This is a genomic window from Pseudooceanicola antarcticus (assembly GCF_900215355.1).
Taxonomy (GTDB): domain Bacteria; phylum Pseudomonadota; class Alphaproteobacteria; order Rhodobacterales; family Rhodobacteraceae; genus Pseudooceanicola; species Pseudooceanicola antarcticus.
Genome location: NZ_OBEA01000002.1, coordinates 392,483 through 408,438 on the forward strand (window position 1 = coordinate 392,483; position 15,956 = coordinate 408,438).

Here is a 15,956-nt window from a genome sequence, read left to right on the forward strand (position 1 = left end):
GAATCACCGCAGTTTGGGGTTGAGGGCGTCGCGCAGCCAGTCGCCGATCATGTTGACGGACAGCACGATCAGGCAGAGCTGGATCGAGGGGAAGACCACGATCCACCACAGGCCCGAGAAGAGATACTGGTTGCCGATCCGAATGAGCGTGCCCAGAGAGGGCTGGTCGGGCGGCATGCCCACGCCGAGAAACGACAGCGTTGCCTCCGACAGGATGGCGAGGCCGAAGTTCAGCGTCGCTGCGACCATGATCGGTGTCAGGCAGTTGGGCAGGATGTGATGCAGCATGATGCGCCAGGGCTTCACCCGGATCAGCTTGGCCGCCTGCACGTATTCCTTCTTCGCCTCGACCATGGCCGAGGCCCGCACCGTGCGCGCATATTGCACCCACGAGGGCACTGCGATGGCCACGATCAGGATCGGCGCCGCCAGCACGTCCTTGAGGCCCGTGGGCAGCGAGGCACTGGCAATGGCGGTGATCAGGATGGCGATCAGGATGAAGGGCATCGACAAGAGCACGTCGCCGACCCGCATGATCACGTTGTCGATCCAGCCGCCGAAGTAGCCCGCCACCAGCCCCAGTGCGAGGCCAACGGCCAGCGCCAGCAGGACGGAGGCAAAGCCGATGATCAGCGAGATGCGAGAGCCATAGAGCACCGCCGACAGGATATCGCGGCCCTGCGTGTCGGTGCCCAGAAGGTAGGGCCATTGGCCGCCTGTCTCCCAGATCGGCGGGATCTCAGAGTTCCAGAGCTCCAGCGCGGCCAGGTCATAGGGGTTCTGCGGCGTGATCAAAGGCGCAAGGAAGGCCGTGAGCGCCACCACCAGCAGCAGCGCGGCGGCAAAGAGCGCCGAAGGATGCGCGCGGAAGGAGTGCCACAGGTCGCTCTCGCGCAATCGCGCCAGACGCGAGGGGCGGGCCGGGGCCTCGGGCGTGGTCAGGGGAATGGACTTTTCCATCGGGGTCTCCGGTTCAGCCATTGCCACGGGCGCTGTCGTCGCGCAGGCGCGGATCGACCCAGGCATAGGTGATGTCGACAAGGGTATTCAGGACGACGAAAATCAGGGAAACGATCAGCAGATAGGCGGCCATCACCGGCAGATCGACGAAGGTGACCGCCTGGATGAAGAGCATCCCCATCCCCGGCCACTGGAACACCGTCTCGGTCACCAGGGCAAAGGCGATCAGGTTTCCGATCTGCATCCCCGTCAGGGTGATCACCGGCATCAGGCAATTGCGCAGGGCGTGGCGCCACTGCACGCGCCGGGTGGGCACGCCGCGGGCGCGGGCGAACTTGATGTAATCGGCCCGCAGGGTCTCTAGCATCTCGGCGCGCACCAGGCGCATCACCAGCGTCACCTGGAAGGTCGAGAGCGAGACCGCGGGAAGGATCAGCGCCGCGCGCCCCGAGGGGGTCAGCAACCCGGTCGACCACCAGCCGATGTCCACCGTTTCGCCGCGACCAAAGGCCGGCAGCCAGCCGAGCGAGACCGAGAAGGCCAGGATCAGCAGGATGCCCACGACGAAGCTCGGCAGCGAGACCCCGACGATGGAGCCCAGTTGCAAGGCGTTGGCCAGGCGGCTTTCGCGGTAGACCGCCGTGATCACGCCGGCCGGGATGCCCACCACGAGCGAGATCACCGTGGCCACCAGCACCAGCTCGAAGGTGGCCGGGAAGCGTTCCTTGATCAGCACCATGACATCCTGCTGGTTGCGATAGGACACGCCGAAATCACCCTGCACCGCATTGGTCACGAAGCGCGTGTACTGGGTGACGAAGCCGTCGTTCAGGCCCAGGCGTTCGCGCAGCTCGATACGGTCCTGCTGGGTGGCCTGCTCGTTGACCATCATTTCGACCGGGTCGCCGAAGAAGCGGAAGATCACGAAGGCCAGCAGCGCCACCGCCAGCATGACGAAGACCGCGTTGGCCGTGCGTTTGAGGAGAAAGGCAATCATTCCGTTGTCCATTCTGATGTTGCGGCGATCGAATGCGCCGGGCCGATCTAGGGGCGATCGGCCCGGCGCAGGGCGTCAGGAGCCCTCGCCCATCCGGGCGAACCAGAGCCGCGGCTTGGCATCGGGGAAGAGCGGCATCTCGGAGACGTCCTCGGTCACCGCCCAGGCCATGGGCTGCTGGTGCAGCGGGATCATGATGATCTCGTCCTTCACGATCTGCAGGGCCTCGGTCTGCAGCGCCAGCCGCGCCTCGAGATCCAGCTCGCTGCCCGCCGCGTCAATCAGCGCGTCGAGCTCGGGGTAGGACCAGCCGCCCCAGTTGAAGACGCCGGCATTGCCGTCCTTGGAGTGGAAGATCTGCAGCAGCGGCGAATAGCTGTCGAGCAGCGGCAGCGTGGCCCAGCCCAGGGTGTAGAGGTCGGTCTTGGCATTCGTCCGCTTCGGCGATTGCACCGCGCGCGGCGCCACGTCGAGCTTGGGCGACAGGCCAATCCGGCTCCACATCGAGGCGATGGCCTGGCAGAACTGTTCCTCGTTCACCAGCCCGTCGCTGAGGCAGTTGAACTCGAACTCCAGCCCCTCGGGCACGCCGGCTTCGGCCAAGAGCTTCTTCGACGCCTCGGGGTCGTAGCCCGGCAGGGTGTCCAGCGCCTCGGTATAGCCCGGAATCGGCGGGGCGATGGTGGCACCGGCATTGCGGGACTTGCCGCGCATCACCTTCTGCTGGATCAGGTCGAGGTCGATCGCCTTGTAGAGCGCCTCTCGCACCGACTTTTCGACGAAGGGATTCGGCTCGCCCGTGGTCAGGGTCTCGCGGAAGGGGAAACCGATCATCACGGTACGCAGGTCGACACCTTCCAGCACCTCGACGTTCGGCGCGGCGGCGAGGCGCGGCAGATCCTGCACCGGGGCATCATTGGTGAAGCTGATCTCGCCCGAAAGCAGGGCGGCGACGCGGGTCGCGGCCGAGTTCACCGGCGTCAGTTCGATCCGGTCCAGATTGTGCTGCGGCTCGTCCCACCAGTCGGCGTTGGTCACGAAGACGGTCTTGGCATCGGGCTGGCGGCTTTCGACGATGAACGGGCCGGTGCCGTTGGCATTGTAGGTCGCATAGCCCTCGGTGCCCGCGCCCACGTCGGTCGGCATCAGCGCGTCGTTCTCGGTCATCCACTCGGCGTCGAAGATATGGATGTTGGTCAGGTCGTTGAGCAGCAGCGGATAGGTGCCGTTCAGCGTGATGTCGACGGTGTAGTCATCCACCACGGCAGAGCTGACATAGGCCGGCAGGTTGCCCTTCAGCGGCGAGGTCTCGTGGCTGACGCGGGTCAGCGAGGCGACCACGTCCTCGGCGGTGAAGGGGTTGCCGTTGTGGAAGGTCACGCCCTCGCGCAGCTTGAAGCGCCAGGTGATCTGGTCGTCGAGGATTTCCCAGCTTTCCGCCAGCGCCGGCTCGATCTTCAGGTCCTTGTTGTAGCGCACCAGCCCTTCGTAGACGTGGTTGAGCACGTTGATGGTGAAGCTGTCGCCGAAGGAATAGGGGTCAAGCGAGCCGATGTCGCGGTTGGCGCCCCATTTCAGCACGTTCTCGGCCTGCGCCGTGCCCGACAAAGTCGCAACTGCCGCAGTCGCAAGCAGGAGGTGTCGAAGTGTCATGTGTCTTTCCCTTCCTCTGTGGATTGTCTCTGATGGTCGGTCTAAATTGGATACGATGTACTTTGGATTGCACAGAGACTCTCACAGCGCAACAGGATTGTATCCAATTGACGGGCAAAAATGTATGCGCTATCGAATATGCAAATGCGATAGGCAGAGCGGACCATGAGTGAAAACAAGACGACGCTGACCGACGCAGTGCATGACCTGCTGCGCAAGGCGATCATCGAACAGGCCCTGAAGCCGGGCATGCGGCTGCCCGAGGACACCGTGGGCGAGCAATTCGGCGTGTCGCGCACCATCGTGCGTCACGCCCTTGTGCGGCTCGAGCACGAGGGGCTGGTGGTCACACGCCGCAATCGCGGTGCCTTTGTCGCGGAACCCAGCCGGGACGAAGCCCAGCACGTTTTCGAGGTGCGCCGCTGTCTGGAAAATGACGTAATCAGAATACTTTGCGAGAGAATGCCACCCAGTGGCTACGACCGTCTCGAAGCGCATGTGCGCCAGGAGGAGGCGGTCAAGGGCAAGGATGGCCCGGTGTCGATTCGCCTCGCTGGCGAGTTCCACGTCCTCTTGGCCGAGCTCACGGGCAACCCGGTTCTCACCCGTTATGTATCCGAGATCGTGCTGCGCTGTTCGCTGATCATGTCGCTCTATGCCCGCAGCCATTCTTCCGATTGCGCGGTCGATGAGCATTCGCAGATCATTGATGCGATCCGCGCCGGGGATGCCCCGCGCGCCATCGAGATCATGGAGCACCATCTGGGCGCCGTCGCCGGCCGGGCCGAGTTCTCTGCGCCGCCGGATAGTATCCAATTCATCCTCTCACACTACGGCAAGGAATTGGCCCAATGACCCTGCACAACGGCTATCACGCCTTCGACTTCGCCGATCTCTCTGCCCGTGAGGCCTACAAGGTGATGATCGGGACCATCGTGCCGCGCCCGATTGCCTGGGTGACCACGATCTCGCCCGACGGGGTGGTCAATGCCGCGCCCTATTCCTTCTTCAACTGCCTGTCCGCTGACCCGCCGATTCTCGCGCTCGGGGTCGAGAACAAGCCGGACCGCAGCTTCAAGGACACGGCCTACAACATCCGCATGACGGAATGCTTCACCGTCAACATCGTCGACCGCGCCAATGTCGAGGCGATGGCGGTGACCGCTGCGGCGGTCGGGCCCGAGGTGGACGAGCTGGAGATCGCGGGGCTGACGGCGGCACCTGGCGACCGGGTGGCCTGTCCGCGCATTGCCGAGGCGCCGGTGGCCTTCGAGTGCGAACGCTACCTCGGCATCGCGGTCAGCTCTGCCCGCGAGATCATCCTGGGACGGATCGTGCGGGCCCATATCCGCGAAGACATCATCGACCCGGCCACATTCTATTCCGATCACGAAAAGCTCGACGCCCTGGGGCGGATGGGTGGGAACGGCTACGCCGGAACCTTCGACTATTTCGATCTGCCGACGCCCTCGGCCGAAGAGGTTCTGCGCCCAAGCCGGAAACAGGTCCAGGTCGGCAATAGCTGAAGAGCGTATCGGGCATAGTCCGCGCCCCTTGATCGCTGCCCCGAGATATCTCGGGGGCTCCAGCCGGTTGAGCGTCGGGCTTGGGCAGGGGCCATCACGTGCGGCTCTGAGCGCTCGACCTGCTGCAAGAGGCCGTCAGCGATGAGCCGCGCCATGGCCTGCAAGATGGATATCTGGCTTTTCTCGCCCGAACCATGGATAAGCCTGCCCTGAACCGGGGCGAGCGATCCCGATGGGACAGGACGGGCCAGATGACGAAAGCCGATCCGCAGGCGCAGCAGAAAGCGCGGTTGCAGCTCGAGGCGGTCTCATTGGAGATCGACGGGCGCCCGATCCTGCGCGAGCTCGAGCTGTCGGTGGCGTTTCACCGCATGGGCGTGCTGGGGCGGAATGGCTCCGGCAAATCCACCCTGTCGCGGCTGATCAGCGGGCTCGTCACGCCAAGCGCCGGGCGGGCGCTGCTCAACGGTGCCGACATGGCCGCTGATCGTCGCGCCGCGCTGTCGGAGGTTGGCATCCTCTTCCAGAACCCCGATCACCAGATCATCTTCCCCACGGTGCTTGAGGAAGTCTCTTTCGGCCTCGCGCAGCAGGGCCGCAAGCAGCGTGATGCCGAGGCAGAGGCCCGCGCCACGCTGGAGCGATTCGGCAAGGCTCATTGGGCCGAGGTGGCGGTGGCGACGCTCTCGCAGGGGCAGAAACACCTGGTCTGCCTGATGTCGGTGGTGGCCATGGCGCCCAGGGTGCTGGTGCTGGACGAACCCTTCGCGGGTCTCGACCTGCCGACGAAAATGCAACTCCGTCGGGCGCTCGGGCAGTTTCCCGGCGCTCTGATCCATGTCTCGCATGATCCCGAGGATATCGCCGATTGCGATGTCTGCCTCTGGCTCGATGCCGGCCGCCTCGTCGAGGCGGGAGAGGGGGCAAGGGTCGGTGCGGCCTATCTCGAGGCGATGCGGAAGCTGGGGGCTGGCGATGATCTCTCTGACCTCTCCGGTTAGAACCCGCGCCCATGGCTGGCCCGCGGGTGCAAAGCTGGGCGGGCTGTTGCTGGCCACGGTGGCGCTGGCCGCGAGCAGCTCGCTCGTGGTGCTGGGCGCCGGGGCCGGGTTGGTGCTGCTGCTCTACGCGCTGCCGGGGCGGGTCTTCCTGGCCCATGGGCTGCGGCGACTGGCGGTGCTCTTGCCCTTCGTGCTGGTGATCCTGGGCTGGCATCTGCTTGCGGCGGAGCCGCTGGTGGGGCTTGCCATCTGCCTTCGCATGGTGGCCGCTGTCGCCCTGGCCAACCTCGTCACCATGACCACCCGCCTCAGCGACATGATGCAGGTGCTGCGCCGGCTCGGGGCACCGCTGGCGCGGTTCGGCTTCAACATGCGGGCGCTCGAGATCAGTATCGCGCTGCTCATCCGCATGATACCCGTGCTCTCCGAGACCGGAGGACACTTGCGCCAGAGCTGGCGCGCACGCTCGGCCAGGCGACCCGGCTGGCGGATCATCATGCCCCTGACCCTGGCCACCCTGGATGACGCCGATCACGTGGCTGAAGCGCTGAAGGCGCGGGGCGGCATCGGCGGGGCGGGGCCCGAGATTTCAGACACTGACGAAAGGAAAAGCCAGTGGAAAAGACCGTGACTCATGTGGCGTTGTTCGCCGCGATCATTGCCGTTCTGGGCCTTCTGCCCAACTTCCAGCTGGGCTTCGGCGTGCCGATCAGCGCCCAGAGCCTTGGTGTGATGCTGGCAGGCACCGTTCTGGGCGCAAAGCGCGGTGCGCTGGCGGTCATGCTGCTGCTGCTCGTCGTGGCGCTCGGCCTGCCGCTGCTGGCCGGAGGTCGGGGCGGCCTTGGCGTCTTCGTCGGCCCGACCGCGGGCTTCCTCTGGGGCTGGATCGCCGCCGCCTTCGTCACCGGCTGGGTGATGGAGCGCTGGAGCTCGGCCCCGGTGCTTCCGGTCGCCGCCGTGGCCTCGGTGCTGGGCGGGATCGTCGTGCTCTATGCCTTCGGCATCGCGGGCATGGCCATGGTGCTGCAGAAATCGCTGCCCGAAGCCGCCCTGCTGGTCACCGCCTTCATCCCCGGAGACTTAATCAAGGCGGGCATCGCCGCCGCGCTGACAGCCTCGCTGGCCCGCGCCCGTCCGGGCAGCCTGATGTCGCGCCGGGCCTCCTGAGCCGCGACCGGGGCGCGCACGCTCAGCGCAGCCCTGCGAAGACCTGCCGCGCCCAGTCGAGGAAGACCACGATCCGGCGCGGCACCATGCGGTCTCCGGTGTGGATCGCATTCAGCGGCAAGGGTTCCGGCGGTGTCTCCGCCAGGACCTCGACCAGCGCGCCCAAGGCCAGATCCTCGGCAAAGCGGTAGCGCGGGGCCTGGATGAGGCCCAGCCCCCGCAGCGCCAGTTCATGGGCGGTGTCGGAATTGTCGGTGCTGACCTGTGCCGGCAGCCGACGGCTGAGCAGCCTGCCATCCCGTTGAAACTCCAGCGGCAGCACCTCGCCGCTGCGCGACGAGACGAAGCCTACCACCCGGTGGCCCTCCAGGTCGTCCGGATCGCGCGGCGTGCCGTGGCGGGCGAGGTAGGCGGGGCTGGCGCAGGTGATCTCGGGCAGGGCGCCGAGCCTGCGCATCCGCAGGCTGCTGTCGTCGGGGTGGCCCGCGCGCAGGGCCACGTCGACCCCCTCCCGCACCAGGTCCACGTAGCGATCGCCCTGCCGGAACGAGACCGTCAGAGCGGGATGGCGTTGCAGGAAATCGGGCAGTCCGGGCACCAGGAAATGGCGGGTCAGCAGGCCGGGTGCGTCGATGGTCAGATGGCCGCGCGGCCCGGCCCCGTCCAGCGCACCGAAGGCCTCTTCGTAGTCCGACAGGATCAGCTTGCTGCGGCGATACAGTGCTTCGCCCTCTGCGGTCGGCAGCACCTGCCGGGTGGTGCGGGCGAGCAGCCGCACGCCGGCCTCGGCCTCGAGCTGCTGGATCGCCTCGGTCGCGGTCGAGCGCGCCACGTTCAGCTCGCGCGCCGCACGCACGAAGCTGCCGCCCTCGACGATGCGGGTGTAGAGTTCCAGCCGGTCGATCTTGTCCATGCACATTGTTAGCTTCAAACGAATTATCTTGTCAATTTCACCCGGATTGTTCGGAGTTTCGGTCGGGCCTAACTTTACCTCACACGGAAAGGACATGAGATGACCGATACTCAGAAGATTGCCCTGGTCACCGGCGCCTCGCGCGGGATCGGGGCCGAGATCGCCCGCGGGCTGGCCGCCGATGGCGTGGCCGTGGCGGTGAACTACGCCTCCAGCCCCGAGGCCGCCGAGGCGGTGGTTCGCCAGATCGAGGCCGCTGGCGGGCGGGCTGTGGCGCTCAAGGCGGATCTGTCGGACGCCGAGGCGCCCGCGGCCCTCTTCGAGGCCGCCGAGGCGGAGCTGGGTCCCGTCGACATCCTGGTCAACAACGCCGGGACGATGCGCCTCGGCCCAATAGCCTCGCTCGACGAGGCGGCGCTTGCGGACCAGCTGGCGCTCAACCTCGCCGCCCCGCTGCGGCTGATGCGCGAAGCGGCGGCGCGGCTGGCCGATGGCGGGCGCATCCTCTCGCTCTCGTCCTCCGTCGTCGGGCTCTACCAGCCGGGCTACGGGGTCTATGCGGCGACCAAGGCGGGGCTGGAGGCCGTCACCAATGTGTTGGCCAAGGAGCTCGCGCCGCGCGGCATCACCGTCAATGCGGTGGCGCCGGGGCCGGTGGCCACCGACTTCTTCCTGAAGGGCAAGAGCGATGCGCTGGTGGCCCAGATCGCCGCGATGAACCCCTTCAAGCGTCTCGGCACGCCCGAGGATATCGCCGGCGTCATCCGCCTGCTGGCCCGCGATGAGGCGGGCTGGATCAGCGGCCAGGTGATCCGCGCCAATGGCGGCGTGGTCTGACCCGATATTCCCGAAACCCAGTCACTCCAAGGAGACCCAAATGCCCTTCATCAACATCAAGACCCCCGAAGCCGCGCTGAGCACGGCCCAGAAGACCGAGATCGGGCACCGGCTGACCGAGCTGATTGTTGAGTATTTCTCTGAAGCCGTGCGGCCCCATACCATGGTGCTGATCGAAGAGGTTCGGGACGGAGGCTACTTCCGCGCCGACGAGCTCTTCGTGCTGCCCGAGGCCTATCGGGCCGAATAGGCAGGTGCCTTGCGCCATGCGCCCATGAAGAAGGGGCCGGAGATCATCGGATCTCCGGCCCCTGTCATTCTGTTCAGCCGATCATGCGATCAGGCGGCGCGACGACGACGGCGACGCTGGCCGTTGCCGGGCTTGGCCTGGGCCTTGTTCTGGCCCTGACCCTGACCCTGGCCACCACCGCGACGGCGGTTGCCCGAGGGACGGCCCTTGCCACCACCCTGGCCCATGGCCGGGGCTTCGCCGCTGGCGACGGGGATGTCGATCTTCATCAGCTTCTGGATCTGGCGCAGCAGGTCGCCTTCTTCCGGAGAGCAGAAGGCGATGGCCTCGCCCTCACGGCCCGCGCGGGCGGTCCGGCCGATGCGGTGGACATAGTTGTCGGGCACTTCCGGCAGATCGTAGTTGATCACGTAGGCGACGCCCGGAATGTCAATGCCACGGGCGGCCACGTCGGTGGCGACCAGCACGGTGATCGTGCCATCGCGGAAGGCCTTGATGGCGCGGTCACGTTGGCCCTGGCTCTTGTTGCCGTGGATCGAGGCGGCGTTGTAGCCGTCGGCCACGAGGCTCTTCATCAGCTTCTCGGCGCCATGCTTGGTGCGCGAGAAGACCAGCGTCAGGGCATCGAGGTCCTTCGACAGGATCTCGCGCAGCTTCTTCGGCTTCTCGGCTTTCGAGATGAAGTGGATCGACTGGGTGATCTTGTCGGCGGCCTTGCCCGGAGGCGAAACCTGCACGCGCTGCGGGTTGCTCAGGTAAGCGCGCGAGAGCTCTTCCATCTGCTTCGGCATGGTGGCCGAGAACAGCATGGTGCGGCGCGGCGTGCCGAGCTGCGGCGCGATCTTGCGCAGGGCGTGGATGAAGCCCAGGTCGAGCATCTGGTCGGCCTCGTCCAGCACCAGCTGGCGGGTCTGCGACAGGTCGACGGCGCGGCGGTCCATCAGGTCGATGAGGCGGCCTGGGGTGGCGACGAGGATGTCGGTGCCCCGTGCCAGCGCGTTGATCTGGCGGTTGATCGACTGGCCACCGACGACGGTGGTGACCTTCATGCGGGTCTCGCCGGTCAGGGCGCGCAGGTTGTCGGCGATCTGGTTGACCAGCTCGCGGGTGGGGGCCAGCACCAGCGCCTTGGCGGTGCGCTCCTGCGGCTTGCCCTTCATCTGGAACAGGTGCTCCATCAGCGGCAGGCCAAAGGCAAGGGTCTTGCCGGTGCCGGTCTGGGCGAGGCCCAGCACGTCATGGCCTTCCAGGGCCAGCGGGATCGCCTTTTCCTGGATCGGGGTGGGTTCGGTCAGACCGGCGGCGGTCAGGGCGTCAGTGATCTTCGGCGACAGGCCGAGGTCGGGGAAAGTGGTCAAAAGGATATCCTTCAGTGGCCGCATGCACGGCCGTGCTCCGGCCCATCGGGAACCGGAAAGGGTTCGCGCTGGCCTCTGGACAGGCGGGCTTGTCCCGCGCCATCCGGCCGTCGCGTCGAGAACCCTGCGTGATGGGGAACTGGAAAAGGGGTGCGCTGATGGGCCCTGAAGGGCACGGCAAGCTCACGCGGCTGCGCAGCGCACGATCCGCATATGAAGCTTCCGGGGCGGAAAGTCAAGGTGCCGCGCCGCAGCACACGCGACGTCGCGGGCCCGAACCCGGCGCTGACCCTACCGCCCTGCGCATGGGGTGAAGGCCCGGTGGGGGAGCAGGACACAGCCGTTGCAGCTGGCCCGGAGATCTCCTTGCTGCAGTGGGCGCCCGCGCGATGCCGACCGCTGGAGGTGGCCAGGTGGGGCAGAATTCGGAAATTGTTTTCATGAATTCGTCCAAGCTGGCCAAAATCCGTTGCGCGCCATGGGATTCCGGGCGAGAAACAAGAAAACAAATTTCGTGGAGCTCCTCTCATGTCGATTCCCGGTCTCACCCGTCTTGATGTCGCCGATGCCCAGGCAGGCGGTCAGGAACGTCCCTTCTCGAAGGCCGTCCGCGCGGGCGATTTCGTCTATGTCTCGGGCCAGGTCCCGACCCGCGACGGCGAGGTCGTGGTGGGCAATATCACCGTGCAGACCGAAGTGGTGATCGAGAACATCAAGGAAGTCCTGGCGCTGGCAGGCTGCGGCATGGAGCACGTGGTCAAGGTCGGTGTCTGGCTGGATGATGCGCGCGATTTCTCCTCCTTCAACGCGGTTTTCAAGAAGCACTTCAGCGCCCACCCCCCGGCCCGCTCCACCGTGCAGTCTCCGCTGATGGTCGATGCCAAGGTCGAGATGGACGTGGTGGCCTACTGCCCGCTGGAAAGCTGACCGGCTATGAAGATCCTCATCCTCGATGACGCAAAGGCGGCCTCGGCCCGTGCGGCGGGGCTGATCGCGGCGCAGGTGGCGGCAAGGCCGGCCTCGGTGCTGGGGCTGGCGACCGGCGGCACGATGGAGGCGGTCTATGCCCGTCTCATCGCGCTTTACCGCGCGGGCGAGGTCAGCTTTGCCGGGGTCTCGAGCTTCAACCTGGATGAATACGTGGGGCTCGCGGGGGATCACCCCTGCTCCTACCGTCACTACATGCGCGAGCTTCTGTTCGATCACATCGACATGGCGCCCGGCGCGGGCCATCTGCCCGCGGGCGAGGCCCCGGACCCGGAAGGCGAGGCGCTGCGCTACGAAGAGGCCATCGTGGCGGCGGGGGATATCGACCTGCAACTGCTGGGGCTGGGGCTGAACGGGCATATCGGCTTCAACGAGCCGACCTCAAGCCTGGCCTCCATCACCCGGCTGAAGACCCTGACCCGCGAGACCCGCGAGGCCAACGCGCGGTTCTTCCCCGCGGGCGAGACCCCGCCGCGACTGGCCATCACCATGGGGATCGGCACCATCATGCGGGCCCGGCAGGTGCTGCTGGTGGCCACCGGCGCGGCGAAGTCCGAGGCCGTGCGGCAGGTCATCGAAGGCCCCGTCTCGGCGCGCTGGCCGGGGTCGGTGCTGCAGATGCACCGCAATGCGACGCTGGTGCTGGACCGCGACGCGGCGAGCGGGCTGGAGCTGCTGGACTATTACCTCGATATCCACCCCGAGTAGGGGCCGCCCCGGCAGCGCCTAGCCAAGCAGCGCCTTCAGCTCTGCCACCCGCGCCGGATCGGTCTGCCGTGCGGTGTCCGACTGGAAACCGAAGCGGGTCAGCGGCTCTTGCAGATGCGCCGGTGAGGAGGCCGAGGCATGGACCTCTGCCGGATCGAGCGCCGCCAGGATCTGTGGCAGGGTCGCGGCATTCACACCAGCACCCGGCATGATCGAAAGCCGACCCGCCGCGACCTCCTTCATCGCCTTGAGCCGCGCCAGGCCCTCTACCGCGTGCAGGGCGCCGCCGGAGCTGAGGATGCGGTGGATGCCAAGCTCTGCCGCTTCCTCGACCGCCGTCAGCGGATCTTCCAGCAGGTCGATGCAGCGGTGCAGGGTGACCTGCATCCCCTCGGCGGCACGGATCAGACGGGCCAGCACGGCAAGGTCCAGCCTGCCGCTTCGGGTGGCGCCGATGACGACGCCCGCAAGGCCCGCCTCGCGGGCGGCCAGTACCTCGACCTCCATCGCGGTGATCTCTTCCACCGACCAGTTGAAGCCACCGGCGCGGGGGCGGATCATGGCGAAGGCGGGCAAGGGTGCCTGCGCCGCCAGCCGCATCAGCCCGGCAGAGGGCGTCAGCCCTCCAAGGTCGAGCGCCGAGCAGAGCTCCACCCGGTCCGCCCGGCCTTCGGTGGCGGCATGCAGCCCCTCGGGGGTGTCGATGCAGATTTCCAGAACGCGGGTCATGGGTTCAGCCTGTCACAGCGGGGCCCTGAGGCGCCAGCCTTCGAGCACCAGAAGGCCCAGGGCGCCGAGCGCTCCGGCCCCGGCGCCCAGAAGGGCGACAAGCGGGTAGTCCCCGATGGCGGTTCCGATGGCAAAGAGCGCCGCGGCAATGGCCCCGGCGAGGAAGATGTTCACCGAGATCAGCGACGCCGAGAGGCCGGGGCGTTCGGCGATCAGCTCTTGCAGGTAGCCAAGCGGCAGGGTGATCAGCGCCGCGGCACCGACGCCGCCGACAACCGATGCGGCGATGACCGAGGCGGGCGAGAGCGCGAAGGCCAGCCAGACCAGGTAGATCATGTAGAGCCCGGTGCCGATGGCCAGGGCCGCGACGATCGAGATCGAGCGCACGATGCGGGCCCAGACCAGGATGAAGGCCACTTCCAGTGCGGCGACGAGGCCGACGATGACGCCCACGTCTCCGGGTTCGCCGCCGGCCTGGCCGGTGACGATCAGCGGCATGACGGCGGCATTGACGTGGATCATCGCGGTGATGACAGCCGCGCCCAGAACGCGGGCAGCAACGGGCAGGCGGGTCAGCAGGCGGAAGGCCGCGCCGAGCGAGACCCGTGGCGGGCGCTGGCTGGGGTCGCCGCTGCCGCCACGGGGCATCATGACATTGATCACCACCATGCAGACCAGCGCCGCGCCCCCCGCGATGGCGAAGGCGGGCAACAGGCTTTCCGCGCCCGAAAGGGCGAAGCCCACGAGGCCTGGCACCAGGATCCAGGCCAGAGAGATCAGCCCGCGCAGCACCGAGCTGACCGCCGCCTGATCGCCCTTCGGCAGGTCCGACGAGAAGACCCGCCCGGCGCCGAAGAGCAGCGAATTCAGCCCGTGGTAGACCGAGATCGGCAGCAGCAGAGAGATCACGAAGATCCAGGCCGAGGGGAAGAGGAAGATCGCCATGTAGCCCGCGACCCCGATGAAAGCGAGACTCATCAGCAGCTTGCGATAGCCGGTGTCGCGGTCTGCAAGGATGCCGAGGTAGATCGCCGCGGTGACATTGATCACTGCGGCCGCCAGTGTCAGCGCCGAGAAACCGGCATCCGAGAGGCCCAGCTCTCGGATCGCCACGACGGACTTGTAGGGCGCCGTGGCCGCGCCCGAAAAGCCGAAGAAGAAGATGGCCAGTGCGCAGGCGCGCAGACCGGCATTGTTGCGGATGGTGCTCAGGGTCGAGAACATGTGGCCTCTGGGCTTGGCCGGGGCGGCTCCGGCGGGTCTGAAAAGCGGCAGCGGCAGACCCTCGGGGGAGGGCCTGCCGTGTCGGGATACTCGTCTCGGGGCCGGGCCATGCCGGCTCCTCTGGTCTGGACCTCAGCCCGGCGCGCGGGCCGAGCGAAGGGGGGTGGGCGTGAAACGCGCCTCTGGCTCCCATGGGTAGAGGCCGGGGGTGCGGTTCAGGCTTTCCAGCTTCGGAATGTCCTGGTTCACCACGCCCTCGGTCAGCGCCATCAGGTTGGGATTGGCAATGGGGGCAAGTTCGGGCGAGAGATAGCCCGATTTCACCACCAGAAGCGAGACCGTTTTGGGATCAAGCCCCAGCAGGGTGAAGTCCTCGATGTTGTGGTAGGGGCGACGGCGCGCGGCAAGGACCACGGTGATGCCGCCGGTGCGGACCACGGCCTGGCGGAAGGCGCCGCCAGCGCCCTCGACGAGGGTCAGCACCTTGAAGGGAGCGGTGACGCGGACGCTCTTTGGATCAAGCGCGCCGCCGACGGTCAGCTCCAGCTCGGCCCCTTCACCGGCGGCGAAGGCGGCATCCACGGCGGGGGCATCGGTGATCCCTGCGATCAGCGCATCCTGCCAGTCGCGCTGGATCAGCGCGTCGAGCACGAGGCCGTTGTCTCCGACACCGCCGCCGGTGGGATTGTCACCGCTTTCGGCCAGGATAAGCGGCGCTGTCTCGGTCTTGGCGGCGATATCGAGCATCTCGTCCAGCGGGCCGGTGACCGGGCCGAAGGCGAAGTCGGTGCGGGCGTCCCAGTAGGCCTGCGCCAGCTCGGTGGCGACGGCCTCAGCCTCCGAGGCCTCGGTGGCGGTGACCACGGCGCAGGCGGTGCCGCGCGGCTCATCTGCCCAGACATAGCCCACCATCTGATCGGCGCTCCAGATGCCGGGGCGCGTGTCGTGGCCGGGCAGGGCGGCGTAGAGCGCATCCGCCGGCGCGTCCTCGGTCGAGGAGCGCTCGCCGGGCATCAGCACGGGGATCTTGGCCCAGGTGACGAAGGGCCGCTCGCCGGTGCGCAGGCAGCGCAGCAGCATGTTCCAGGCGCGCTGCATGGTTTCGCGCACGTCGATATGGGGGGCGGTGCGATAGGCGGCGAACATGTCGATCTGGTCGATGATGCGCTGGCTGACATTGCCGTGCAGGTCGTAGCTGACCGAGATCGGGACATCGGGGCCGACGACCTCGCGCACGGCAGAGATCCAGTCGCCTTCCGCGTCCCACATGCCGTCCACATGCATGGCGCCATGCATGGCCAGGTAGACCCCATCCAGCGGCAGCGCGGCCTTAAGGCGCGCCAGCAGGTCGGCCTTGAAACCCTCGTAGGCAGGGCGGTCGACCGGGCCGCCGGGGACGGCGCGGGCGTGCAGAAGCGGGAGCACCTCGACGTCGTCTTCGGGCAGGAAGGAGAAATACTCGTAGGCGGTCAGCTCATCGCCGCGCACCACGTGGAAGTCCTCGGCGCGGATCAGGACCGGGTTGTAGGTGGAGCATTCGGTGTGGATGCCGCCAACGGCAATACGTTTCATCTGGCTCATCTGATTGTCCTTTCCGGCCCCGGAGGAGGGGGCCCTTCGGCGCACGACGTAGAGGGGGAGGGGCG

The 15,956-nt window shown here is 67.0% G+C and carries 17 protein-coding genes; 9 read left to right on the forward strand and 8 right to left on the reverse strand.

From position 1 onward, the window contains the following. Positions 1-3: 3 nt before the first annotated feature. The 3 genes from CRO50_RS06535 to CRO50_RS06545 all read right to left on the reverse strand — a co-directional run bounded on the left by CRO50_RS06535 (position 4) and on the right by CRO50_RS06545 (position 3,610). Positions 4-960, reverse strand: coding sequence for an ABC transporter permease (locus CRO50_RS06535; RefSeq protein WP_097145075.1), 957 nt, complete (start codon positions 958-960; stop codon positions 4-6). Positions 961-973: 13 nt separating this feature from the next. Further along, positions 974-1,957 carry an ABC transporter permease gene (locus CRO50_RS06540; RefSeq protein WP_097145076.1) on the reverse strand — a complete coding sequence of 328 codons (984 nt, stop codon included), beginning with the start codon at positions 1,955-1,957 and terminating at the stop codon, positions 974-976. Between the two features lie 75 nt (positions 1,958-2,032). Then, complete coding sequence (locus tag CRO50_RS06545; RefSeq protein WP_097145077.1) at positions 2,033-3,610, reverse strand: ABC transporter substrate-binding protein; 1,578 nt, start codon at positions 3,608-3,610, stop codon at positions 2,033-2,035. A 165-nt stretch (positions 3,611-3,775) separates the two neighbouring features. On the opposite strand from CRO50_RS06545, the gene CRO50_RS06550 reads away from it, so the two are divergent. The 5 genes from CRO50_RS06550 to CRO50_RS06570 all read left to right on the forward strand — a co-directional run bounded on the left by CRO50_RS06550 (position 3,776) and on the right by CRO50_RS06570 (position 7,304). Beyond that, entirely contained in the window at positions 3,776-4,465 is a 690-nt protein-coding gene (locus CRO50_RS06550; RefSeq protein WP_097145078.1) for a GntR family transcriptional regulator, read from the forward strand. Then, a complete protein-coding gene (locus CRO50_RS06555) occupies positions 4,462-5,136 on the forward strand; it encodes a flavin reductase family protein (protein ID WP_097145079.1) in 675 nt (224 codons plus the stop codon). The genes CRO50_RS06550 and CRO50_RS06555 overlap by 4 nt, the downstream gene beginning before the upstream one ends. A 251-nt stretch (positions 5,137-5,387) precedes the next feature. Next, positions 5,388-6,137 carry an energy-coupling factor ABC transporter ATP-binding protein gene (locus CRO50_RS06560; protein WP_097145080.1) on the forward strand — a complete coding sequence of 250 codons (750 nt, stop codon included), beginning with the start codon at positions 5,388-5,390 and terminating at the stop codon, positions 6,135-6,137. Next, positions 6,112-6,768 (forward strand): energy-coupling factor transporter transmembrane component T family protein, encoded by a 657-nt coding sequence (locus CRO50_RS06565; protein ID WP_097145081.1) that lies wholly within the window; start codon positions 6,112-6,114, stop codon positions 6,766-6,768. The genes CRO50_RS06560 and CRO50_RS06565 overlap by 26 nt, the downstream gene beginning before the upstream one ends. Continuing rightward, positions 6,753-7,304 carry a biotin transporter BioY gene (locus CRO50_RS06570; RefSeq protein ID WP_097145082.1) on the forward strand — a complete coding sequence of 184 codons (552 nt, stop codon included), beginning with the start codon at positions 6,753-6,755 and terminating at the stop codon, positions 7,302-7,304. The genes CRO50_RS06565 and CRO50_RS06570 overlap by 16 nt, the downstream gene beginning before the upstream one ends. A 22-nt stretch (positions 7,305-7,326) precedes the next feature. Here CRO50_RS06570 and CRO50_RS06575 read toward each other — a convergent pair whose 3' ends face one another. Next, positions 7,327-8,235: a LysR family transcriptional regulator gene (locus tag CRO50_RS06575; RefSeq protein ID WP_232617743.1), complete on the reverse strand. Its 909-nt coding sequence runs from the start codon at positions 8,233-8,235 to the stop codon at positions 7,327-7,329. A gap of 81 nt (positions 8,236-8,316) precedes the next feature. Between CRO50_RS06575 and CRO50_RS06580 the strand changes: the two genes are divergently transcribed. Both CRO50_RS06580 and CRO50_RS06585 read left to right on the forward strand, forming a co-directional pair. Beyond that, positions 8,317-9,054, forward strand: a complete 738-nt coding sequence (locus CRO50_RS06580; RefSeq protein WP_097145084.1) for an SDR family oxidoreductase — start codon at positions 8,317-8,319, stop codon at positions 9,052-9,054. A 40-nt stretch (positions 9,055-9,094) separates the two neighbouring features. Then, complete coding sequence (locus tag CRO50_RS06585; RefSeq protein WP_097145085.1) at positions 9,095-9,304, forward strand: tautomerase family protein; 210 nt, start codon at positions 9,095-9,097, stop codon at positions 9,302-9,304. Between the two features lie 89 nt (positions 9,305-9,393). Here CRO50_RS06585 and CRO50_RS06590 read toward each other — a convergent pair whose 3' ends face one another. Beyond that, positions 9,394-10,662, reverse strand: coding sequence for a DEAD/DEAH box helicase (locus CRO50_RS06590; RefSeq protein WP_232617742.1), 1,269 nt, complete (start codon positions 10,660-10,662; stop codon positions 9,394-9,396). Positions 10,663-11,190: 528 nt separating this feature from the next. Here CRO50_RS06590 and CRO50_RS06595 point away from each other — a divergent pair. After that, the gene (locus tag CRO50_RS06595) at positions 11,191-11,589 is read left to right on the forward strand and encodes a RidA family protein (RefSeq protein ID WP_097145087.1); all 399 of its coding nucleotides are present in this window, start codon (positions 11,191-11,193) and stop codon (positions 11,587-11,589) included. A 6-nt stretch (positions 11,590-11,595) separates the two neighbouring features. After that, on the forward strand, positions 11,596-12,357 hold the full coding sequence (gene nagB, locus CRO50_RS06600) for a glucosamine-6-phosphate deaminase (RefSeq protein WP_097145088.1): 762 nt from the start codon (positions 11,596-11,598) through the stop codon (positions 12,355-12,357). 18 nt (positions 12,358-12,375) lie between these two features. On the opposite strand, the gene CRO50_RS06605 is transcribed toward nagB, so the two are convergent. The 3 genes from CRO50_RS06605 to CRO50_RS06615 form a co-directional block, all read right to left on the reverse strand. Next, the gene (locus tag CRO50_RS06605) at positions 12,376-13,086 is read right to left on the reverse strand and encodes a copper homeostasis protein CutC (RefSeq protein WP_097145089.1); all 711 of its coding nucleotides are present in this window, start codon (positions 13,084-13,086) and stop codon (positions 12,376-12,378) included. Positions 13,087-13,098: 12 nt separating this feature from the next. Beyond that, on the reverse strand, positions 13,099-14,310 hold the full coding sequence (locus CRO50_RS06610) for an MFS transporter (protein ID WP_097145090.1): 1,212 nt from the start codon (positions 14,308-14,310) through the stop codon (positions 13,099-13,101). Between the two features lie 132 nt (positions 14,311-14,442). Continuing rightward, the gene (locus tag CRO50_RS06615; RefSeq protein WP_097145091.1) at positions 14,443-15,891 is read right to left on the reverse strand and encodes a M81 family metallopeptidase; all 1,449 of its coding nucleotides are present in this window, start codon (positions 15,889-15,891) and stop codon (positions 14,443-14,445) included. Between the last annotated feature and the right edge of the window lie 65 nt (positions 15,892-15,956).